Here is a 21,567-nt window from a genome sequence, read left to right as displayed (position 1 = left end):
GATCGCTCCCACCATGTACTGGCCCAGCAGATGTAGGATCAGGCGCAGCCGATGCAAATGATGATCGTGTTCCAGAAAAGCTCTGGTCGCGAAATCGTAGCGCCGACATCGAGATAACGCGACAGGATGGGCAGTGCGACACCAGCGCCGGCAATGGTCAACGACGCACCATTGAACCAGTTTGCGATCAACTTCAGCGCTTCGTTGTGGGCGTTTTTCCTGCCATAATCCTCGCTCCGATGCCGTTACACTATCGACACCAGCCCGCCGCCGTGACGTTCCAGTCGTCCCGCAAGCTCCAGCTCCAGCAACACCACGCGCACCGTTGTCGGTGACGCCTTCGCTAGCCGAATGAGGTCGTCGATGCCGATCGGGCTCGGACCGAGGAGACCGATGATGCGCGCGCGGTCGCTGTCGTCGGGCTCATCGAACGACATCTCGTCGTCGGGCTCGCGGCTCGGCAGTTCGAACGGCCGCTCCATGATCGGCGCGACGGCGTTGATGATGTCGGCCGCTTCGGTCACCAACGTTGCGCCTTGCTTGATCAGCCGGTTGGTGCCGGCCGCGCGCGGATCGAGCGGCGAGCCGGGCACAGCGAACACCTCGCGCCCCTGTTCGGCGGCCATGCGTGCGGTGATCAGCGAGCCCGATCGCTCCGCCGCCTCGATGACGACAACGCCCAGCGCGGCGCCGGAAATCAGCCGGTTGCGGCGCGGGAAGTCTCGCGCACGTGGCACATGGCCGAGCGGCATCTCGGAGATCGCGCCGCCGAAAGCCAGCAAATCCAGCAGCAGATGCTCATGCTCGGGCGGATAGATCCGCTCATGACCGCCGGCCAGCACCGCGACGCTTCCGCCGGCGGCGCTCGCGCGATGCGCGGCCTGATCGATGCCGCGGGCGAGGCCGGAGATCACGACGAATTCGGCATCGGCGAGTTCGCGCGCCAGCGTCTCGGCAAATTTCAGCCCGGCACCGGAGGCGTTGCGCGAGCCGACAATGGCGATCATCGGCCGTGCCATGGCCTCGCGATTGCCACGTATGGCGAGCAAAGGCGGGGCGTCATCGATGGTGGCAAGGCGCGACGGATAGCCGGCCTCGCCCGGCGAGACCAGCAGCACGCCGATCCGGCTGCCTCGCGCGATCTCAATGTCTGCTTCGTCTTCGCTGCAGATACGGCCGGTTCGCATGGCGCCGCCGCGACGGGCGAGGTCGGGCAGGCGCTCCAGCGCGGCGCGTGCACTGCCGAATTGATTGATCAGCGCGCGAAACGTCCGTGGCCCCACATGCTCGCTGCGGATCAGCCGCAGCCAGTCGCGACGTTGTTGGCCGGTTAAGCGAACCGGAGTGCTGGCCGTGTCGATCACCCTGCAATCCCCCGGCAACAGATTAATCAACTTATAGATGCATTCAATTGACTTTCGTATTTAAGGTGCGAGAGTAGGGGCAAGCCCGTCTGGCTTGTGTTCAGTGATGGCAATGCTGTGGGACGTGAACAACTATCAGCGGCCGGGCGCATCGAGCAATGTCGCTATCGGGCGTGAGTTCGAGGAAGCCGCGCAACTGTTCTTCCATTCCAAAGGCGTCATGCTGGCGCCGAACTATTCGTTGCCGGTCGGCCACCGCTCGTTCCGCAAGAAGCGTTTCGATCTCGGCAGCGCCAGTCCGCGCATTATCGTGGAGTGCAAATCCTACACCTGGACGGTGTCCGGTCACGTGCCCTGCGCGAAAATTCGAGGGTTGAATGAGGCGATCCTGCAATTCAGTGCGGCCCCGCGCGACTATCGCAAAATTCTGTTCGCGCTGCGTCACCTGCATCCGCAGTCCCGCGTCAGTCTGATCTCGCACTACATAAAATGCCACGGCCATCTGGTGGGGCCGGGCGTGGAGATCTGGGAATTCGATCTGGATGCGAAGCAGGGCGCGCGGGTGTTCTAGATCGAATTATTTCTTCCCGATCTTGCCTTCCGTCCCGTTCAGCAGCCGCTTGATGTTTTCGCGGTGCATGAACCAGAGCAGCACGGTCAGCGCGGCGCCCAGGATCGCGAGCTGCGGGGCCTTCATGTACCACAGGAACATCGGCGTCAGCGCGCTGGCGGTCAGCGCCGCGAAGGACGAGTAGCGTGAGGTCAGCGCGGTGGCGAGCCACGCAATGCAGAAGATCAGCGCCGCCGGCCAGAACAGGCCGAGCATCACGCCGATATAGGTCGCGACACCCTTGCCGCCCTTGAAGCCGAGCCAGACCGGAAACAGGTGGCCGAGAAACGCGGCGGACGCGGCGATCATCGCCGGCACGGGTGCGAGGTCGCCGCTCATCATGCCGATGACGACGACCGGGATCGTGCCCTTCAGCGCGTCGCAGATCAGCGTTGCGGCGGCGAGGCCCTTGCGGCCGGTGCGCAGCACATTGGTGGCGCCGATATTGCCGGAGCCGATGCCGCGGATGTCTTCGGTGCCGGCCATTTTGGTGATCAGCAGGCCGAACGGGATCGAGCCGAGCAGATATCCGAAAGCGGCGGCGAGGATATAGAGCGGGTTCATGATCGTCCCTTAGACGTGCTCATAGACGGTGCGCCCGCCAACGATCGTGCGGATGACGCGGCCCGTGAAGCGGGCCTCGTCGAACGGTGTGTTCTTGCATTGCGACTTGAGATCGGCGGGATCGAGCACCCAGGGCACATCGGCATCGATGACGATCACATCGGCCACCGAACCCGCGCGCAGGGTGCCGCCGGGAAGTCCCAGTAACTCCGCCGGGCGTGTGGACATCGCTGAAATCAGCTGTGTCAGGCTGAGTTCGCCATTGTGCAGCAGACGTAGGCCGGCGGACAGCATGGTTTCAAGGCCGATGGCGCCGGGCTCGGCTTCGGCGAAGGGGAGGCGCTTGGTCTCGACGTCCTGCGGGTTGTGATCGGACATGATGACGTCGATCAGGCCGGATGCCACCGCATCCACCAGCGCACGGCGATCGTCTTCGGTGCGTAGTGGCGGGGAGAGTTTGAGATAAGAGCGATACGGCCCGATATCGTTCTCGTTCAGCGTCAGGTGATTGATCGAGGCCGACGCGCTCACGCGCAAGCCTGCATCACGTGCGCGTTTCAGGATCTCGATGGACTCCGCGCAGCTGACCGAGGCCGCGTGATAGCGCCCGCCGGTCAGCGCCACCAGGCGCATGTCGCGCTCCAGCATGATGGCTTCGGCGGCGGTGGGAATGCCGGTGAGGCCGAGGCGCGAGGCGCGCTCGCCTTCATTCATCACGCCTTCGCCGACCAGCGCGGGATCTTCGGTGTAATGCACGATCAACGCATCGAAATCGCGTGCGTAAGTGAGCGCGCGGCGCATCACCTGCGCATTGGTGACGCTCTTGTCGCCATCGGTGAAGGCCACGGCGCCGGCGGCGCGGAGCAGGCCGAATTCGGTCATCTCCTTGCCTTCGAGCCCCTTGGTCAGCGCCGCCATCGGATGGATGTTGACGATGGCCGTATCGCGCGCGCGGCGCAGCACGAAATCCACGGTGGCGGAATTGTCGATCGCCGGCGAGGTGTCCGGCTGGCAGATGATGGTGGTGATGCCGCCGGCCGCCGCTGCATGGCTGGCCGAAGCAAAGCTCTCGCGATGGCTGGCGCCGGGTTCGCCGACAAAGGCGCGCATGTCGATCAGGCCGGGGGCCACGACCTTGCCGGCGCAGTTGATCACCTCGGTGCCCTCAGGCACGCCGGCGGTGCCAATGCCGCGTTTGGCATCGCGGATCACGCCATCGACGATGAGGACATCGCCGGTGGTGTCGAGCGACTGCGACGGATCAATCAGCCGTGCATTGGCCAGCAGGATAGGGCGGCGGTTGGTCAGCATGAAATCATCGCCGTTTGGTCATGATGGATTTGAAGATCGTGGTCCAGAACCAGACCGTGAGTGCGAACAGTCCGGTGATCACCACGAAGATGATCGTGAAGATGATGTTCTGCATCGTGAAACCCTGCACGTACAGCATCACGCCGATGAAGAGCGTGCCGAGGATCGCGACAAATTTCAGTTTCCGCTGCATCAGTCCGATCAGGAATGACAGCAGCGTGTCCATGGCCGTCACGCATTGGGCAGGTTGCGCGCCAGCGCTTCCAGCACCGCCATGCGTACGGCGACACCCATTTCCACCTGTTCGCGGATCAGCGACTGCGCGCCGTCGGCGACCAGACTGTCGATCTCGACGCCGCGATTCATCGGGCCGGGATGCATCACCAGCGCATCCGGCTTGGCGTAGGACAGCTTCTTCTGGTCGAGGCCGAAATACTGAAAGTACTCGCCGGATGACGGCACGAAGGAGCCGTTCATGCGCTCGCGCTGCAGGCGCAGCATCATGACGATATCGGCGCCGTTGAGGCCCTCGCGCATGTCGCGCATGACCTCGACGCCCATGCGCTCGATGCCCGGCGGCAGCAGCGTGGAGGGGCCGACCACGCGGACGCGGGCGCCCATCGTGTTGAGCAGGATGATGTTGGAGCGCGCCACGCGCGAATGCAGCACGTCGCCGCAGATCGCGATCACGAGGCCTTCGAGCCGGCCCTTGTTGCGGCGGATGGTGAGCGCATCGAGCAGCGCCTGGGTCGGATGCTCATGGGCGCCGTCGCCGGCATTGATCACGGAGCCATCGACCTTGCGCGCCAGCAGTTCCACGGCACCGGAGGCGTGATGGCGCATCACCAAGATGTCCGGATGCATCGCATTCAGCGTCATCGCGGTGTCGATCAGCGTCTCGCCCTTCTTGATGGACGAGGAGGCGACCGACATGTTCATGACGTCGGCACCGAGCCGCTTGCCGGCGAGTTCGAAGGACGACTGCGTGCGCGTCGAATTCTCGAAAAACAGGTTGATCTGGGTGCGGCCGCGCAGCGAGGAGCGCTTTTTGTCAACTTGCCGGTTCAGCTCGACATATTCCTCGGACAGGTCGAGGAGGCCGGTGATCTCGGCGGCTTTCAGGCCTTCGATCCCCAGCAGATGCCGGTGCGCGAAGACGAAACTGGATTTGGGGGCGCTGGTCATTAAAGCCAAATGCTATAGGGCTCGTTGCCGCAGGGGGCAAGCGGGGATCGCCGGGTTCCGGGTTATCCCCCGGGATGTGGGTGTCATGGTAGAATTGCAATAATTCGAGGGTTGGGCGTAGCCCGGATGGAGCGGAGCGCAATCCGGGGACCGGCGAATTGCCGAGGCGCTGAATCCCGGATTACGCTGCGCTCCATCCGGGCTACGGGCCTGCGTGTTGGGATGACAATGATGACGCAAATGTCTCGATGGTCCTTGTTGCTCGGCCTGCTGCTGTTTTCTTCCGCCGCCCACGCCAAGCGCGTGGCGCTGGTGATCGGCAATGACGTCTATACCAACATGCCTGCCGCCCAGCAGTTGCAGAAGGCCGTCAATGACGCCCGTACCATCGGACGCGCGCTGACCTCGCTCGGTTTCGACGTCACCATCGGCACCAATCTCGGCCGGCAGGCCATGGTGGACCGTTTGTCCGATTTCACCGCCAAACTCGCCCCCGGCGACACCGCCGCGCTGTTCTTCGCCGGCCATGGCGTCGCCATCGGCGGCGTCAACTATCTCGTCCCGAGCGACGTGCCGCCGGTGAATGAGGGGGCCGAAGCGCGCGTCCGCGGCGCCTCGCTGGCGGAGCCGGATATCATCGCTGAAATCCAGGCGAAGTCGGTGAGCGTCGCGCTGCTGGTGATCGATGCCTGTCGTGACAATCCATTCCCGCGCAATGCCGGCCGTTCCATCGGAAGTTCGCGCGGCTTGGCGGATGCCAAGCCCGCACGCGGCATCTTCACCATCTATTCCGCCGGCATCGGCCAGACCGCGCTGGATCGGCTGACCGACCGGGATCCCGAGCCGAATTCGGTGTTTACCCGCATCTTTGCGGAGGAACTGGTAAAGCCCGGTTTGCATCTCGGCGATCTCGCGGTGGAAACGCGTGAGCGGGTGGCTGCCTTGGCGCTGCGTGCGACGGACCGGGCCGGCAATCCCGCACCGCATGAACAGACGCCGGCCTATTACGACCAGACGCTCGGCGGCCGCATCTATCTCGCCGGCGCCTCCATCGACGCGCCGAAGGCCGCCGTGGCTCCTCCGCCGCCGCGTATCGACGTCGCCGCCATCCCGCCAAAACAGGTCGAAGCCGAACGCGCTGCTATCGCGCCACGGCCGGGAACGCCGAACGAAGTCTGCGCGCGCAATGGCGCCGAGACCTATTGCGTCTCGTCGGTGCTGCCCGGTCAGTTCAATAATTCCCATGGCCCGGCCAATCTTTTCAGCGGCCCGCAAGGTGTCGCCTGGGTCGAGGGACGGCAAGGGCAGGGCGTCGGCGAATGGGTGACCGTGGAATTCGACAGCCCGCGCCGCGTGCGCTCTTTCGTGTTCCGCAATGGCTATCAGAAGGATGACGACATCTATCGCAAGAACGGCCGCGTGAAGCGTCTGGTACTGCAGACCTCCCATGGCGCGCGCATCCCGCTTGAACTGGACGACCGCTCCGGTGTGCAGACCTGGACGCTGACCACGCCGGTGGAGGCGCAGTGGCTGAAATTCGTGATCGACGACGTCTATCCCGGCAGCCGCTATAGCGACACGGCGTTGAGCAAGCTGACGGTGAATTCGGAGCGTATCCGATGATGCGGGCGCCAGCAGCGACGCTTTGCCACCTCTCCCCGGTGGGGAGAGGTGACCGCGCCCGATCTGTTCGTTCAAGTTTCGTGGCTCACGCTATAGCATTCGTCCTCGCTATTGCTGCGCCCACATCGGCGCAAGCTCTGCCCGATGATTTTATCTTTCTGCGCGATCTCGATCCGAGCATCCAGCAGGACATCCGCTATGCCGGCGTCAACAATTTCGTGGGCCGCAAGCTCGCCGGCTATGATGCTGCCGAATGCGTGGTGAAGCGTTCCGTCGGGCAGGCGCTGATGAAAGTGCAGCAGGAGCTGAAGGCGCAGAACCTGTCGCTCAAAATGCTCGATTGCTATCGCCCCGTGCGCGCCTCGCGCGACATGGTGGCCTGGGCGCAGGACGGCAATGAGACGCCCGCGCAGAAGCGTTACAATCCATCCTTCAACAAAGCCGACCTCTTCCGCCTCGGGTATATCGCCGAACGCTCCGGCCATTCCACAGGCGCTGCGGTCGATCTCACGCTCGTCGATCTGCGCGCATCTGCATCGCCGTCTTTCGATCCCAATCGCGCCTATGGCAATTGCATCTCCCCCGAAGCGCAACGCGCGCCGGAAGCGAGCGTCGATATGGGCACCGGCTACGATTGCTCCGACGCCAAGGCATGGACGGCGTCGCGCGCCATCAACGCCGCGCAGCGCCGCTGGCGCGACATTCTCGTGACAAGCATGCGCAAGCAGGGATTCGTGAACTATTCGAAAGAGTGGTGGCATTTCTCGATGCCGGGTGTCGGCACCAAGGCCTATGATTTTCCGATCAAACGTTGAGCCGTAGGGCGGATGAGCGAAGCGTCATCCGCCGCGGAGTTTCCGCCATGAATTCGGCCGGCGGATTACGCCTTCGGCTCATCCGCCCTACGGCTCCGTGCCTCGTATTAAAGTGCAATCCATCGTAAAATGATTCGCAACACGCTCCTTCTCGCCGGAACATCTCGATGACCTCTCCCACGTCCGCCAAACATGCGGTGCTCAACCAGTCGCCGCCCTTCGAGGACGTCAATCTTTTCGAGCTGGACCGCCCACTGGTGGATGCGCTGGCCTTCAATGATGCATCCGGCGCTTTCGTCATGCATTCCGATTTCGGCAGGCAGTGGGGCTCCGCCGACATGGCCGATCGTGCCCGGCTTGCCAATGAGAACACACCGAAACTGCGGACCTTCGATGCGCGCGGCAATCGCCGCGACGCCGTTGAGTTTCACCCGGCCTATCATGAATTGATGGCAGCGAGCGTCACCGCCGGCATCCATAACTCCACATGGACGAAGGACGGCAAGCCGAAGGGGCGCGCCTCCGAGGTCATTCGTGCCGCCAAATTCTATATGGCCGCGCAGGTCGAGACCGGCCATCTGTGCCCGATCACAATGACGCGTGCCGCGGTGGGCGCGCTGGCGTCGCAGCCGGATGTGCTGGCGCAGGCAATGCCGATCATCGGCAGCAACACCTACGATCCAAGCTTCAAGCCGTGGTTCGAGAAATCAGGCATGACCATGGGCATGGGCATGACCGAGCGTCAGGGCGGCACCGACGTCCGCGCCAATATGACCATCGCCAAGCGCGACGGCGACGCCTTCCAGATCACCGGCCACAAATGGTTCATGTCGGCGCCGATGTGCGACGCGTTTCTGGTGCTCGCGCAGGAGAGCAGTGGCCCCAGCTGTTTCTTCATGCCGCGCTTTCGGCCCGATGGTTCGCTCAATGCGCTGAACTTCCAGCGCCTCAAGGACAAGCTCGGCAATCGCTCAAACGCGTCGTCGGAGGTCGAGTTCAACGAGGCCTATGCGCTGCGCGTCGGCGAAGAGGGCAAGGGCATCCGCACCATTATCCAGATGGTGCAATTGACGCGGCAGGATTGCGCCATCGCCTCCGCCGGCCTGATGCGCTCGGGTCTCGCCCATGCGCTGCATCACACCCGCCATCGCAGCGTGTTCCAAAAGCATCTCGCCGATCAACCGATGATGCAGAGCGTGCTCGCCGACATGGCGCTGCATGTGGAAGCAACGACGGCGCTGGTGATGCGGCTGTGCCGCGCCTTCGATCTGGCGCCGGAAGATCCGATGGAAGCCGCTTACATGCGCTTCCTCACGCCGGTCGTAAAATACTGGGTCTGCAAATCCGCGCCCGGCTTCCTCTATGAGGCCATGGAGTGTCTCGGCGGCAATGGTTACGTCGAGGAGGGCATCCTTGCACGGCACTATCGCGAGGCGCCGGTCAACGCGATCTGGGAAGGTTCGGGCAATGTCATGTGCCTTGACGTGCTGCGTGCGTTGGCGCGCGAAGGCGACGCTGCGACAGGCGTGCTGCAGGACCTGATGCAGGACACGCAAGGTCTGCCCGGTGCGTCCGACGTCGCGTCCTTCATCATCCGCACATTGTTGCGCCCCGATAGCGAGCGCGCGGCGCGTCAGGCCGTGGAATCACTGGCCGTGCTGGCGGCGACCGCTGCACTCAACATGATCCATCCACCGCATGCCGAATTGTTCGCGCGTACGCGGCTCGATGGCCCGCGCAGCATGCTGTATGGCGCGGCCGAATTCACTGAAGCGCAGGCGCGCGGTCTGCTTGAGCGGGCGCTGCCGCTGTGAGCATCATCGACACGACGCCAGCACCAACACCAACTGAACTGCCGCCGGCGACCAAGCCGCCGCGGGTCTGGAAATTCTGGGGGACGGCGCTGTGGGGCGTCCTCGCCTTTGCGGCCATGTCGCTCGGTCAGCTGACGGTCGTCGCGTTCGAAGTGATCCGCAGCGGCGAGGACATTGATCTCGGCCTGATCGTCAAGGCGGTCAGCAGCGGGACGACGGTGGCGCTCTCGGTTATCATGGGGCTGCCGGCGGTGTGTCTTGCGCTATGGCTCGCAATCCGCGTCGCGCGAAATTCCTTCACTGATTATCTCGGACTGCGCGGCACCTCGTGGAAGAATGTGCTGCTCGGTACCGTCGCGCTCGTGCTCCTGATCGGAGCATGGGAGGTGATGGCAAAGGTGCTGGGGCGGCAATCAACGCCCAGCTTCATGCTCGAAGTGGTGAAGTCGGCGCAGGTTGATGGAACGCTCTGGATCCTGGTGATTGCGCTGACTGCGGGTGCGGCGATCACCGAAGAGTTGCTGGCGCGTGGGTTTCTCTATCGCGGCTGGTCGGAGTCGTTTCTCAGGCCGATCGGCGCCATGGTGCTGTCATCGCTGGTCTGGACCGCGATGCATGCGCAATATTACGACCCGTTCCTGTTCACGCAGGTTTTCACCATGGGCCTGTTGTTCGGCTATCTGCGCTATCGCAGCGGTTCGACCTGGCTGACTATCTATCTTCACGCGCTCAACAATCTGGCAGCGACCGTGCAGACGCTGTTGATCCTGAAGGGCGTTATTTCCCCGTAAAATTCTCGGCAAAGGCAATGAAGATCGGCATCGTCGCGACGGCGAGGGCGGTCTGGATCGTCAGCACCTGCGCCAGCATCGGCGCATCGCCGCCCATCTGCCGCGCCAGCACATAGCCATTCGAGGCCGACGGCACCGCTGCGCAGCAGGCTACGACGGCGAGGCTGGTGCCGGTCAGGCCGAAAGTGATGCCGAGGCCGATGGCGATCATCGGCATCACCGCGAGCTTGAGCACGACCGTCAGCATCGCTGCTGCGCCGGGCTTGTGCAGCCCTTCGAGTTGCAGGCCGGCGCCGACCACAAGCAGGCCCATGGCGAGTGAGCAGCGGCCGAGCGCATCGAGGAATTCATGCGCCGGGCGCGGCATCGGCAGGCCCGTCCGATTGATAGCGATGCCGATGACGCAGGCCCAGATCAGCGGATTTTTCGCAATCGTCTTGAGCAATACCGGCCATGAGAGCCTTTGAGGCGAGGCGTAATTCGCCAGTACCCAGACCGAGAGGATATTGAGCAGCGGGATCATCGCCACCATGGCCACCGAAGCCAATGTGATGCCGAGCTGGTCCCACAGATTGCCGGCCACCGAAAGCGCGACGAATGTCTGCCAGCGTGTGGCGCCCTGGAACAGTGAGCTGAAAGTGGGGCCGCTGAGGCCAATGGTTTTCGCGAGTAAGGGCCGCAACGCCAGGCACAGCAGCGACATCGCGATCACCGACAGCAGGAGCGAACCTCCGACACCGGCGATTGGCACCGATTTCAGATTGGCGCGCGCGAGGCTGTCGATCAGTAAGGCTGGGAACAGGATGTAATAGACGAGGTTTTCGACCCCGATCCACATGGCGTCCTGCTTCATGATGGAGCGGCGCAGGCCGAAACCGAGCACGATCAGCAGGAAGACCGGCACCAGAGCCGCGAACACGGTCAGCATGGTCAGCGAATATCCGGTGCGCGGGAGAGGGCAACGAGGCGATCGAGTGCCCCCTGCAGAATGAAGATGGCAGCGTGCTGGTCGATCACCTTGGCCCGCTTGGCGCGGCTGACATCATTGGCGATCAGCTCGCGCTCCACGGCGGCTGTGGAGAGCCGTTCGTCCCAGAACCCGATCGGCATCTCGGTGAGCTGCGCCAGATTGCGCGCAAATGCCCGCGTCGATTGTGCCCGCGGGCCCTCGCTGCCGTCCATATTGATGGGCAGGCCCAGTACTATGCCGCAGATATTTCGCTCGGCCGCCAGCGACAGCAGTCGTGCTGCATCGGCCTTGAATGCTTTGCGCTCGATTGTCTCGACGCCGGTGGCAAGGCGGCGATCGGGATCGGACACGGCCACACCAATCGTCTTGGTGCCGAGATCGAGGCCGATCAGCGCGCCGCGGGCCGGCAGATGCGCGGCGGCGTCGACGAGGGGGAGGATGAGAGCGGGCATGCGCCGCCAATAGCATGCGTGGCGGTGTGGTCAAACGTCACTGCAGGTTCAAACGTCAATGCAGGGTCGCAGCGGCGTGAATGGCCGTTGCTGCACCGCCATGCTAGCTTCGGTTCCGGTCCGGGCAACGGCGCGCGGGCTGCCTCTAGCTGTCCCACGGTTGTCGCAAGGATGCCACAACACTGGACGGTAGTTTCGCGCAAAAACAGGTTGTTTGATATGTGGCCGGACCGTCGTTTGATCGATTTGCTGAAGCTCGAAGCCCCCATCGTGCAGGCACCGATGGCTGGTGCCCATGACCAGGCGCTGGCGATCGCCGTGGCCAAAGGCGGTGGATTGGGGTCGCTCCCCTGCGCGATGATCTCGGCGGACAAAGCACGCGAGCAGGTGCAGGTATTCCGCCAGCAGGTCTCGGCGCCGGTCAATCTCAACTATTTCTGTCATACGCCGGTCGAGGCCGATGCCGCGAGCGAAGCACGCTGGAAGAAGAGGCTTGGCGCCTATTACACCGAACATGGCGTCGATCCCGCTGCGCCGATCAATGCCGCCAACCGCGCGCCGTTCGACGAGGCGATGTGTGCGCTGGTGGAAGAGCTGAAGCCCGAAGTGGTGAGCTTCCATTTCGGTCTGCCGGCGCCGGCGCTGCTGAAGCGCGTGAAGGCTGCTGGCGCTGTCGTGCTCGCCTCGGCCACCATTGTCCGCGAGGCTGTCTGGCTCGAACAGAACGGCGCCGATGTCATCATCGCGCAGGGTGCCGATGGCGGTGGGCATCGCGGCATGTTCCTGACCGATGACATCGCGACCCAGCCCGGCACCATGTCGCTGCTGCCTCAGGTGGTGGATGCGGTGAAGCTGCCGGTGATCGCTGCCGGCGGTATCGCCGATGGCCGCGGCATCGCGGCCGCTTTCGCGCTGGGCGCGTCCGGCGTGCAGATCGGCACCGCCTATCTGCGCACGCCGGAATCGACATTGGGCGCGCCGAATCGTGCGGCGCTGAAAGCGGCCTCCGACGAGACCACGGTGATCACAAATGTCATGACCGGGCGCCCGGCGCGCGGCGTCATCAATCGCGTCATGCGCGAAGTCGGCCCGGTTTCGCCGGATGCACCGGCTTTCCCGCATGCGGCCACGGCACTCGGTCCGTTGAAGGCGGCGGCAGAAAAGGGCGGCAAGACCGATTTCACCAATCTCTGGGCCGGGCAGGCGGTGCATCTCGGCGGCGAATTGCCGGCGACTGAGCTAACGCGGAAGCTGGCGAAGGATGGGTTGGCAAGGATGGCGGCGTTCTGAGAGCCTTGTAGGGTGGGCAAAGCGCAGCGTGCCCACCTTGACCAGCCGTGCACTCGAAGGTGGGCACGTCGCTCCGCTCCTTTGCCCACCCTACATCTGAGTCCGGTTCCCTCACGCGGTTGCGGCGCGAAACCTCTGTCTGCTATACGGCAGGCAGATTTCGCCCAGAGGCCCTATATAAATGTCGGTTGATGCTGCCACCGTTCGCCGTATCGCGCATCTCGCGCGCATCGCGGTCAAGGAGGAAGAGGTTCCCCATCTGCAGGGCGAGCTGAATGCCATGCTGGCTTTCGTCGAGCAGCTGCAGGAAGTGAATGTGGACGGCGTCGAGCCGATGACCTCGGTGATGCCGATGGAGATGAAGAAGCGCATCGACGCTGTCACCGATGGCGAGATCGTCGATCTCGTTACCAGGAATGCGCCGGACGCCGACGACAACTTCTTCCTGGTGCCGAAGGTCGTCGAGTAACCGACAGGATTCTGCCAAGGACACTGCCATGTGCCTGCTTTGCGACGACGAGAAGGCTTACAGCCTTTACATGGACTATCTCGACCAGATGGAACGTCAGGGCGAGATGAAGGATGTCGATGCCGCCATGGACGCCATTCTCGACAAGGTGCAAGCCGAACAGATCGAAGACGATAAAAAACGCCGCGCCATGTTCAATGGCGATGCCCCCGAAAACGACAAGACGCTTTCTCCGTTCTTTTGCAGCCCGGTCAATAAATAGATGACAGATCTGACGTCGCTCACGCTCGCCGAGGCCCGCGATGGCCTTGCGAACAAGTCCTTCACGTCGCTCCAGCTGACCGATGCGCATCTCAAGGCGATGGAAGATGCGCGCGTGCTCAATGCCTACGTGCTGGAGACGCCGGAGCAGGCGCGCGCCATGGCGCAGGCGGCAGATGCGAAGATCGCCAAGGGCGAGGGCGGACCACTCGGCGGCATTCCGCTGGGCATCAAGGACCTGTTTGCGACCAGGGACGTGCGCACGACGGCGTGCTCGAAGATCCTCGGCAACTTCGTGCCGCCTTACGAGTCCACGGTGACTGCACAGCTCTGGCGCGATGGCGCCGTGATGCTCGGCAAGCTCAACAATGACGAATTCGCCATGGGCTCGGCCAACGAGACCTCGTGCTTCGGCCCGGTGATCAATCCGTGGCGCCGCGAAGGCTCCGACGTCAATCTCGTGCCAGGCGGTTCGTCAGGTGGGTCGGCCTCGGCCGTTGCCGCGGGTCTGTGCCTCGGCGCCACGGCCACGGACACCGGCGGTTCGATCCGCCAGCCCGCGGCTTTCACCGGCATTGTCGGCCTGAAGCCGACTTATGGCCGCTGCTCGCGTTGGGGCACGGTCGCCTTCGCGTCGTCGCTCGATCAGGCCGGCCCCGTTGCGCGCACCGTGCGCGACACCGCAATCCTGACGCGCTCGATGGCGGGCTATGATCCGAAGGACTCCACCTCCGTGGATCGCGCCGTGCCGGATTACGAAGCTGCGATCGGCAAGTCTGTGAAGGGCATGAAGATCGGCATTCCTAAAGAATACCGAATCGACGGCATGCCGGCCGAAATCGAAAAGCTCTGGCAGGATGGCGCGAAGCAGCTCGAGGCTGCCGGCGCCGAACTCGTCGAGGTCTCGTTGCCGCACACCAAATACGCGCTGCCGGCTTACTATATCGTTGCGCCCGCCGAAGCCTCGTCGAATCTCGCGCGCTATGACGGCGTGCGCTACGGCCTGCGTGTGCCCGGCCGCAATCTCGTCGATATGTATGAGAACACCCGCGCCGAGGGTTTTGGCGCGGAAGTGCGTCGCCGCGTGATGATTGGCACTTACGTGCTCTCCGCCGGCTATTACGACGCCTATTATCTGCGCGCGCAAAAGGTCCGCACGCTGATCAAGCAGGACTTTGAGGACTGTTTTGCCGAGGGTATCCACGCGATCCTCACGCCAGCAACACCGTCGGCCGCTTTCGGCATCGGCGAGAAGGGCGGCGCCGATCCGATCGAAATGTATCTCAACGACATCTTCACGGTGACCGTGAACATGGCCGGCTTGCCGGGCATCGCGGTGCCCGCCGGCAAGGATGCGCAGGGCCTGCCGCTCGGGCTGCAACTGATCGGTCGTCCGTTCGATGAAGAGACGCTGTTCTCGCTCGGCGAAGTGATCGAACAGGCCTCGGGGCGATTCACACCGACGAAGTGGTGGTAGTCAAAGCCCGGCGGCCGCGCATTCTTAGCCAATCACTAACCACGTTGGCGGTGCGCGGACACCTGTGGCTTTTCGTGCGCATCAAATGGAAAACCTTTGCGTTAATTTCGCCGGATAATTCCCGTTGCTGTGGGGACGGCCGCATCGTTGCGATGCGCGAGGGACATTCGTGAGTGCGACGTCGATGCGTAGGTTGCGTTCGTGGGGGCGGTCGTAGCGGCCAGTGCGCTGCTGCTCGGCTGTGCATCCGTTTATAACGAGCCGGTCAATGTGCCGGTCGGTCCGAATGGCCCGACCGATACGCTGTCGCTCAATTTCGCTGATCCTGCTGCGCTCGATGACCTTCTGATCGGTCTATCCTTCTCCGGTGGCGGCACGCGCGCGGCCGCCTATTCGTTCGGCGTGCTACAGGAGATGGACAACGTCCCCATGCCGCGTTCGGGCGACAAGATGGTGGATCGCCTCGACTTCATCTCGGGCGTCTCCGGCGGCTCGGTCACCGCGGCTTACTTCGGCATCAAGAAGCGCGCGGCACTGACGGATTTTCGCGAGCGCTTCCTGCTGCAGAATGCCGAGGCGGGGTTGCAGACACAATTGTCGCTCGGCACCATCGGTCGTGCGCTTGGCGGCGGCATCAACGACTCCACCGCCTTCACCAAATGGCTCGACAGTCATTTGTTCGAAGGCATCACCTATAGCGAGTTCAGGCGCATTGGTTCGCCGCGGGTGTGGATCAACGCCTCCGACATCTATAACCGGGTGCCGTTCGTCTTCGGCGCCACCGCCTTCGAGGCGATTTGCAGCGACATCGGGAAATTCCCGCTGTCGCAAGCGGTCGCGGCGTCGGCCGCTGTTCCGATCGCCTTTGCGCCAGCGGTGGTGCAGGCCTTCCCCGGCAAGTGCAACACGCCGCTGCCAAGCTGGGTGAGGCGCGCGGCAGCCAACCGCAATGCGTCGCCGATGCTGAATTCCTATGCCAAGGCGATCATCCGCTATCGCGAAGGGGCGGTGCCTTACATCAAGCTGATGGATGGCGGCCTGGTCGACAATTACGGCGTCGCCGGCTTCACCATCACGCGCGAGTCGTCGGATACGCCTTACGGTCCGTTGTCGCCCCAGCAGGCGGTGCGTTTGCGCCGTGCGCTGTTCCTGGTGGTGGACGCCAAGACCGGCCTGTCCGGCAACTGGGTCAACACGGTGCAGGGGCCGGACGGGATCGAGCTGCTGAAGGCCGCGGTGGATACCACCATCGATGCCAGCGTCGGCGCCAATTACACCGCCTTCGATCGCACTATGAAGGACTATCAGTCGTCGCTGATCGCCTGGCGCTGCGGCCTGTCCGCGGCCCAGCGGGCGAGCTATGGCGCGCGGCCGGGCTGGAACTGCCGCGATCTGCAATTCTTCGTCGGCCGCCTCGGCTTCGACCAGCTGGACGGCGAGCGGGCGGCGGTGCTCGAACAGGTGCCGACGCGCTTCTCACTGCCGCAGGCGCAGGTTGATGAGGTGATCGCCGCGGGCAGGGACACGCTGCGGGCCAGCCCAGTGTTCAAGGCCTTCGTCGCGGGGATGTAAGGCTTGTCTACTTCCTGAACTTAACTTAAATTATGAAGTAAGTTAAGTTCAGGAGGCTAGCATGACCAAATATGCAGCTTTGGGCGATTTTTTAAGCCGACAGCCGGTAGCGCGCGTTCAGCTGAGTTTCGCCGACATCGAGAGAATTACTGGCGGCAAACTTCCCGCGTCACAGCGCTATCCAGCGTGGTGGAGCAATAATCCCATGAATAATCCGATGACACGGGTTTGGCTGGATGCCGGCTTTCGGACGGAGCAGGTCGATATCGCCGGTCGTAAACTGGTGTTCTACAAGGCGGATACGAGCAGCACCGAAATGGCAGATGCGAATAGTGCTGCGCAGAACGCATCGAGTGCCGATGAGCATCCGCTTGTGACGCGGCTACGCGGGACCGTTCGCGTAGCCCCAGGCGTCGATTTGACCGCACCTGCCGACAACGCTTGGGGCGATCTGGCTTATGGCGATGGTGGCAGCGAGTGATGGTTTCATCATTGCTCCTGGACACTTGCGCACTCATTTTTCTCACGATTGATGATGGCCGGGCAGCGAAGGTCCGAGCCGCTTTGAAGAATGCTCATGATGCCGGCGAGACGGTTTTCGTTTCCCCTATCTCCGCATGGGAGATTGGCTTGCTTGCCTCGCTCGGGCGGGTAAATCTTCTAACGTCGCCCGAACGGTGGTTCGATACAGTGATAGAAACCCCCGGTGTTCGTTTGGCCGGGTTGTCGCCCGCCGTTTTAATCGCCTCGTCATTTCTACCCGATGCAAAATGGCGTGATCCAGCCGATCGCATCATGGCTGCAACCGCGAGAGAATACGGTTTCACTTTGCTGACGAGCGACAAGCAGCTATTGGCATATGCCGCCAAGGGACATATTCGCGCATTGCTGTGCTGACATCTGAACTTTCGCGACCGCACCTGAAATACGCACGCTGCGCTGGGATATCGCCATGAACGCACCTGTCAAAACTTCCAAGCTGCTCAAGGGCGCCACCGGTGACTGGGAAATGGTCATCGGGCTGGAGATTCACGCCCAGGTCACCTCCAAGGCGAAGCTGTTCTCCGGCTCGTCCACCGCATTCGGCGGCGCGCCGAATACGCATGTGTCGCTGGTGGACGCCGCGATGCCGGGCATGCTGCCGGTCATCAATGAGGAGTGCGTCCGCCAGGCGGTGCGCACCGGTCTCGGCCTGAATGCGCAGATCAATCTGCGCTCGACCTTCGACCGCAAGAACTATTTCTATCCGGACCTGCCGCAGGGCTACCAGATCAGCCAGTACAAGTCGCCGATCGTGGGCGAGGGCGAGGTGACCATCGAGCTGGATGGCGGCGAGACCGCCACCGTCGGCATCGAGCGCCTGCATCTCGAACAGGATGCCGGCAAGCTGGTGCATGACCGCAATCCGTCGAGCACGTCTGTCGATCTCAACCGCTCAGGCGTGGCGCTGATGGAGATCGTCTCCAAGCCGGACATGCGCTCGTCCGAACAGGCCCAGGCCTATGTGTCGAAGCTGCGCACCATCCTGCGCTATCTCGGCACCTGCGACGGCGACATGGAGAAGGGCAATCTGCGCGCCGACTGCAACGTCTCGGTCCGCCGCCCGGGTGAGCCGTTTGGCACCCGCTGCGAGATCAAGAACGTGAACTCGATCCGCTTCATCGGCCAGGCCATCGACTATGAGGCACGCCGCCAGATCGGCATCCTCGAGGACGGCGGAACCATCGATCAGGAGACACGGCTCTACGATCCCAACAAGGGCGAGACCCGGTCGATGCGTTCCAAGGAAGAAGCGCATGACTATCGCTACTTCCCGGATCCCGATCTGCTGCCGCTGGAATTCAGCGAGGCGTTCGTCGCCGAGCTGAAGGCGGGCCTTCCGGAACTGCCTGACGCCAAGAAGGCGCGGTTTGTCAGCGCCTTCGGCCTGTCTGACTATGATGCTGCCGTGCTGGTGACCGAGCGCGAGAGCGCCGAATTCTATGAAGCCGTCCTCGATGGCCTCAAGGACAAGACGCGCGACGGCAAGCTGGCCGCCAATTGGGTGATCAACGAACTGTTCGGCCGCCTCAACAAGGAAGGCCAGGACATCGCATCGTCGCCGGTGTCGTCGGCGCAGATGTCGGCCATCATCGACCTCATCGGCGAGGGCGTGATCTCCGGCAAGATCGCCAAGGACCTGTTCGAGATCGTCTGGACCGAAGGCGGCGATCCGCGCGTGCTCGTGGAAGAGCGCGGCATGAAGCAGGTCACCGACATGGGAGCCATCGAGAAGGTGGTGGACGACATCATCGCGGCGAACCCGGACAAGGTGGCCCAGGCCCAGGCCAAGCCGGCGCTGATGGGCTGGTTCGTCGGCCAGGTGATGAAGTCGTCGGGCGGCAAGGCCAATCCGCAGGCGGTCAACGACCTGCTGAAGAGCAAGCTCGGCCTCTGATCGACTGCTGTCGACACCCAACTTGAGACTACGGCGTCGCTTCAAGCGGCGCCGTTTTCGTTTACGGGATGCGGCGGAGACGTCGATCTGCATGGGCGCGGACGATGCGCGGAGAGAATCGAATCGCGAATCCCGGGCGAGTGACATGCCGGAAGGGGCGGTTGTGAGCGTTCAGGGGTAGCTCCTGACGCGGTTTTCCAAAAAATATTTTCGTTGCGATTTCACTCGACTCGGAAGCGTCCGCACATTCAGCGCGTGACCGAATCGCGATTCGAGGGATGCGAGAGTTTGTGTAGTTGTCTGTTAGTTCGTGTGGCACGCACGCTGCAAAAATAGGCCTTCGCGCTGAACTTGACATTCGCGGGTGTAGGTTTCTCAGGCGTTTCTTTTGTCATGCGCGGGCTGCATGAACGTCCTGCCTCTGCAGGAATAGGCTTGACCGCGACGACACACCATCAACACTTCCTTAAGCGGACCACTGTTCTTTTGAAATCGTTGGTGTATTCGGAATCGTGTGCATATCGATCCGCGAATGCACGCAGCGTTTCAGCCATCTCAATGGAGGGCAACATGGCTAAGAAGGCAGTGAAGAAAGTCGCTAAGGCGAAGAAGACCGTGAAGAAGGCTGCGAAGACTGCAGTCAAGAAGACCGCGAAGAAGACCAAGAAGGTCGCCAAGAAGGCTGCCAAGAAGAAGTAACTTCTTCCTGGACTACGCCGGCGGCAACGCCGGCATCGTCACGAGAGCGCGAGCTCTGGTCGATGAGGAGGGTGTCGGCGAGACATCAGGTCGAACAGTCGGATCATCATTGCCGGGTAGAGCTCGTCTCGCCCATGCAACGGTCCGGCAGAGAAGCTGGTCATGCAGTGATTGGCGTTCTTCGATGTGCGGGTCCTTGATCTGCTATCTCCGGCGTAAGCCGACGAGATATGATCCTGACGTGTTGCCGACGCCCTCGCTCTTTCCGCCGGTGCGGTTGATCCCCGGCGATGATGCGATTTCCCATCTTCAAATTTGAGCTGCGCCGTAGGGCGGATGAGGCGAAGCCGTAATCCGCCGGCCGAATTCATGGTTGAAACGCCGCGGCGGATTATTCGGAGTTTATCAACGGGCGCGCTGCGCGACCGTTGGCTCATCCGCCCTACGGCTGCGCCCATTTTTGCGATGGTTACGCGATCCCCAACCGGCAAGGTAAACCGAAATCCGCAAAAATGCAGAAAACCCGCATGAATGCTGGGATTTTGCCTGCATAGACGCGCGCAAACGGCTCCGGCGTTCAGAAACCGTTCATCGCGATACTTAAACTGCCATTCAAATTTGACCGGTCATAGTCGCCTCAACACGCCGGACATAACTGGCGGTTGGGATGCAGTCGAATACGGACGGGAGCCGCGCTCGGTTGGGGCGGCAAACATAAAAAAGGAATGACCGATGTTTCAGGGGCAGATCGATTTCGGGGCGGCGACGCCCGTCACGGACACCGCGATCCAGGACGTGCTGTTCGAGCGCGGCATGTATTGGTCGAGCGGTCGCGCAGGGATCGTGGATCTCGTCGCCGCGCATAAGTGGTTCAATCTCGCTGCGCTCAAGGGCCGGGTCGATGCGATCCCGATGCGCCGCGAAGTCGCCGACATGATGTCGGATGTCGAGATCGCTGCCGCGCAGCGCGATGCGCGCGCCTGGATGACCACCGCGTACTGAGCGGCTTACTGATCCTCGACGGACGCCTTGGCGCTCACTGCGGTGATGACGGGCTTGTCGAACACCGCCTTGCAACCGCTGCTCAGGCTGGCCTTCTGCTTGCGCATGCAAGCCGTGACCTCCTCGACATTGGGGATGGCCGAGCTGCACAGCCGGAAGGCATCGCCGGTGCACAGGCGCCGCTGTTCGGCGCTGTAGGTCTGGGCTGAGGCGAGGGTGGTCGATGCCGTCACCGCGAGCGTGGCGAGCAAAGCGATACGTCCGAATGTCCGGGTGGCCTGTGCGAGCATGGTGTCCTCCATTGCGATGTTCACACCAAGTCGTCGCCTCCCGGAGAAACCGGGTTCGAGCTTGCCTCCACATTTTTTCCGCAATTGGCCCGCCGGCCGATAACAGGCCGGCCGCGTGGTGCGTTCCGGGCCGACGTTACTTCTTCACGATGGTCTTGATGCCGTCGGTCTCCGGCTCGGCCACATAGCGCTCGTCCGGGGTGGAGAAGCGGATCCGCAGTTTTCGCGTGGCGTCCGCAAAACCAATCGTCCAGTTCTCATAGAGCCGCCAGGCGGCGATATCGCCCATGATCGGGAAGGTCTTGGCGCAGTCCTTGCCGACATCGATCTGCGAGCCGCCGATCGTGCTCTCGCTTTTCAGCACCACGCGACAGCGCTTGCGGCCGCCGGCGCCCTGGATTTCCCAGGTACCGTACATGTCCTTGAGCATCGCCGGATCGACATCCTTGGTGTCCATCAGCTTCAAGTCCTGAGCGAAGGCAGATGAAAAGCCAGTCGTCAAAGCCGTTGCGACAGCCAATGCCATCCCGATATGCGACGCCGCCCGTGTCATTTCCCCGCACTCCTCACA

Annotated in this window: 25 protein-coding genes; 15 read left to right on the top strand and 10 right to left on the bottom strand. The window is 62.7% G+C overall.

What is annotated here, in order from left to right:
- Positions 1–38: 38 nt before the first annotated feature.
- Together RPMA_RS17310 and dprA are read right to left on the bottom strand one after the other, a co-directional pair.
- Positions 39–191 carry a hypothetical protein gene (locus RPMA_RS17310; protein ID WP_211908946.1) on the bottom strand — a complete coding sequence of 51 codons (153 nt, stop codon included), beginning with the start codon at positions 189–191 and terminating at the stop codon, positions 39–41.
- Between the two features lie 54 nt (positions 192–245).
- The gene (gene dprA / locus RPMA_RS17305) at positions 246–1,361 is read right to left on the bottom strand and encodes a DNA-processing protein DprA (RefSeq protein WP_408056555.1); all 1,116 of its coding nucleotides are present in this window, start codon (positions 1,359–1,361) and stop codon (positions 246–248) included.
- Positions 1,362–1,470: 109 nt separating this feature from the next.
- On the opposite strand from dprA, the gene RPMA_RS17300 reads away from it, so the two are divergent.
- Positions 1,471–1,935, top strand: coding sequence for a hypothetical protein (locus RPMA_RS17300; protein WP_249225257.1), 465 nt, complete (start codon positions 1,471–1,473; stop codon positions 1,933–1,935).
- Positions 1,936–1,941: 6 nt separating this feature from the next.
- Here the strand turns inward: RPMA_RS17300 and plsY are convergent, their stop codons facing one another.
- The 4 genes from plsY to RPMA_RS17280 are packed head-to-tail and all read right to left on the bottom strand — an operon-like array spanning position 1,942 to position 5,034.
- Complete coding sequence (plsY, locus tag RPMA_RS17295) at positions 1,942–2,541, bottom strand: glycerol-3-phosphate 1-O-acyltransferase PlsY (protein WP_211913708.1); 600 nt, start codon at positions 2,539–2,541, stop codon at positions 1,942–1,944.
- Positions 2,542–2,547: 6 nt separating this feature from the next.
- Positions 2,548–3,849 (bottom strand): dihydroorotase, encoded by a 1,302-nt coding sequence (locus tag RPMA_RS17290; RefSeq protein ID WP_211908944.1) that lies wholly within the window; start codon positions 3,847–3,849, stop codon positions 2,548–2,550.
- Between the two features lie 4 nt (positions 3,850–3,853).
- On the bottom strand, positions 3,854–4,075 hold the full coding sequence (locus tag RPMA_RS17285) for a hypothetical protein (protein ID WP_211908943.1): 222 nt from the start codon (positions 4,073–4,075) through the stop codon (positions 3,854–3,856).
- 5 nt (positions 4,076–4,080) lie between these two features.
- Entirely contained in the window at positions 4,081–5,034 is a 954-nt protein-coding gene (locus RPMA_RS17280) for an aspartate carbamoyltransferase catalytic subunit (RefSeq protein ID WP_211908942.1), read from the bottom strand.
- A 240-nt stretch (positions 5,035–5,274) separates the two neighbouring features.
- On the opposite strand from RPMA_RS17280, the gene RPMA_RS17275 reads away from it, so the two are divergent.
- The 4 genes from RPMA_RS17275 to RPMA_RS17260 all read left to right on the top strand — a co-directional run bounded on the left by RPMA_RS17275 (position 5,275) and on the right by RPMA_RS17260 (position 10,077).
- On the top strand, positions 5,275–6,657 hold the full coding sequence (locus tag RPMA_RS17275) for an NADase-type glycan-binding domain-containing protein (RefSeq protein ID WP_211908941.1): 1,383 nt from the start codon (positions 5,275–5,277) through the stop codon (positions 6,655–6,657).
- 80 nt (positions 6,658–6,737) lie between these two features.
- Positions 6,738–7,472, top strand: a complete 735-nt coding sequence (locus RPMA_RS17270) for a M15 family metallopeptidase (protein WP_249225256.1) — start codon at positions 6,738–6,740, stop codon at positions 7,470–7,472.
- 167 nt (positions 7,473–7,639) lie between these two features.
- Positions 7,640–9,286, top strand: coding sequence for an acyl-CoA dehydrogenase family protein (locus RPMA_RS17265; RefSeq protein WP_211908940.1), 1,647 nt, complete (start codon positions 7,640–7,642; stop codon positions 9,284–9,286).
- Complete coding sequence (locus RPMA_RS17260; protein WP_408056445.1) at positions 9,283–10,077, top strand: CPBP family intramembrane glutamic endopeptidase; 795 nt, start codon at positions 9,283–9,285, stop codon at positions 10,075–10,077. The genes RPMA_RS17265 and RPMA_RS17260 overlap by 4 nt, the downstream gene beginning before the upstream one ends.
- On the opposite strand, the gene RPMA_RS17255 is transcribed toward RPMA_RS17260, so the two are convergent.
- Together RPMA_RS17255 and ruvX are read right to left on the bottom strand one after the other, a co-directional pair.
- Positions 10,064–11,005: an AEC family transporter gene (locus tag RPMA_RS17255; RefSeq protein WP_211908939.1), complete on the bottom strand. Its 942-nt coding sequence runs from the start codon at positions 11,003–11,005 to the stop codon at positions 10,064–10,066. The genes RPMA_RS17260 and RPMA_RS17255 overlap by 14 nt on opposite strands.
- A 2-nt stretch (positions 11,006–11,007) precedes the next feature.
- Positions 11,008–11,499 carry a Holliday junction resolvase RuvX gene (ruvX, locus tag RPMA_RS17250; protein WP_211908938.1) on the bottom strand — a complete coding sequence of 164 codons (492 nt, stop codon included), beginning with the start codon at positions 11,497–11,499 and terminating at the stop codon, positions 11,008–11,010.
- 219 nt (positions 11,500–11,718) lie between these two features.
- Between ruvX and RPMA_RS17245 the strand changes: the two genes are divergently transcribed.
- The 10 genes from RPMA_RS17245 to RPMA_RS17205 all read left to right on the top strand — a co-directional run bounded on the left by RPMA_RS17245 (position 11,719) and on the right by RPMA_RS17205 (position 20,706).
- Complete coding sequence (locus RPMA_RS17245) at positions 11,719–12,789, top strand: NAD(P)H-dependent flavin oxidoreductase (protein WP_211908937.1); 1,071 nt, start codon at positions 11,719–11,721, stop codon at positions 12,787–12,789.
- A 181-nt stretch (positions 12,790–12,970) separates the two neighbouring features.
- On the top strand, positions 12,971–13,258 hold the full coding sequence (gene gatC / locus RPMA_RS17240; protein ID WP_211908936.1) for an Asp-tRNA(Asn)/Glu-tRNA(Gln) amidotransferase subunit GatC: 288 nt from the start codon (positions 12,971–12,973) through the stop codon (positions 13,256–13,258).
- Between the two features lie 28 nt (positions 13,259–13,286).
- Positions 13,287–13,520 (top strand): hypothetical protein, encoded by a 234-nt coding sequence (locus RPMA_RS17235; protein ID WP_211908935.1) that lies wholly within the window; start codon positions 13,287–13,289, stop codon positions 13,518–13,520.
- On the top strand, positions 13,521–14,996 hold the full coding sequence (gene gatA, locus RPMA_RS17230) for an Asp-tRNA(Asn)/Glu-tRNA(Gln) amidotransferase subunit GatA (protein ID WP_211908934.1): 1,476 nt from the start codon (positions 13,521–13,523) through the stop codon (positions 14,994–14,996).
- A gap of 201 nt (positions 14,997–15,197) precedes the next feature.
- Positions 15,198–16,568 carry a patatin-like phospholipase family protein gene (locus RPMA_RS17225; RefSeq protein ID WP_211908933.1) on the top strand — a complete coding sequence of 457 codons (1,371 nt, stop codon included), beginning with the start codon at positions 15,198–15,200 and terminating at the stop codon, positions 16,566–16,568.
- Positions 16,569–16,629: 61 nt separating this feature from the next.
- Positions 16,630–17,049, top strand: a complete 420-nt coding sequence (locus RPMA_RS17220; RefSeq protein WP_211908932.1) for a DUF7662 domain-containing protein — start codon at positions 16,630–16,632, stop codon at positions 17,047–17,049.
- Positions 17,049–17,465: a type II toxin-antitoxin system VapC family toxin gene (locus RPMA_RS17215; RefSeq protein ID WP_211908931.1), complete on the top strand. Its 417-nt coding sequence runs from the start codon at positions 17,049–17,051 to the stop codon at positions 17,463–17,465. The genes RPMA_RS17220 and RPMA_RS17215 overlap by 1 nt, the downstream gene beginning before the upstream one ends.
- A gap of 55 nt (positions 17,466–17,520) precedes the next feature.
- Entirely contained in the window at positions 17,521–19,005 is a 1,485-nt protein-coding gene (gene gatB / locus RPMA_RS17210) for an Asp-tRNA(Asn)/Glu-tRNA(Gln) amidotransferase subunit GatB (protein ID WP_211908930.1), read from the top strand.
- Positions 19,006–19,575: 570 nt separating this feature from the next.
- Positions 19,576–19,704, top strand: coding sequence for a hypothetical protein (locus tag RPMA_RS28270; protein WP_256438169.1), 129 nt, complete (start codon positions 19,576–19,578; stop codon positions 19,702–19,704).
- Between the two features lie 732 nt (positions 19,705–20,436).
- Positions 20,437–20,706 carry a hypothetical protein gene (locus RPMA_RS17205; protein WP_211908929.1) on the top strand — a complete coding sequence of 90 codons (270 nt, stop codon included), beginning with the start codon at positions 20,437–20,439 and terminating at the stop codon, positions 20,704–20,706.
- A 5-nt stretch (positions 20,707–20,711) separates the two neighbouring features.
- On the opposite strand, the gene RPMA_RS17200 is transcribed toward RPMA_RS17205, so the two are convergent.
- Together RPMA_RS17200 and RPMA_RS17195 are read right to left on the bottom strand one after the other, a co-directional pair.
- Positions 20,712–20,996 (bottom strand): hypothetical protein, encoded by a 285-nt coding sequence (locus RPMA_RS17200; protein ID WP_249225255.1) that lies wholly within the window; start codon positions 20,994–20,996, stop codon positions 20,712–20,714.
- Between the two features lie 136 nt (positions 20,997–21,132).
- Positions 21,133–21,549, bottom strand: coding sequence for an AprI/Inh family metalloprotease inhibitor (locus RPMA_RS17195; protein ID WP_211908928.1), 417 nt, complete (start codon positions 21,547–21,549; stop codon positions 21,133–21,135).
- Positions 21,550–21,567 lie beyond the last annotated feature (18 nt).

The sequence above is a fragment of the Tardiphaga alba genome (assembly GCF_018279705.1).
Taxonomy (GTDB): Bacteria; Pseudomonadota; Alphaproteobacteria; order Rhizobiales; family Xanthobacteraceae; genus Tardiphaga; species Tardiphaga alba.
Note: the sequence above shows the minus strand (reverse complement) of the source record. Positions and strands in the feature narration are given on the sequence as shown.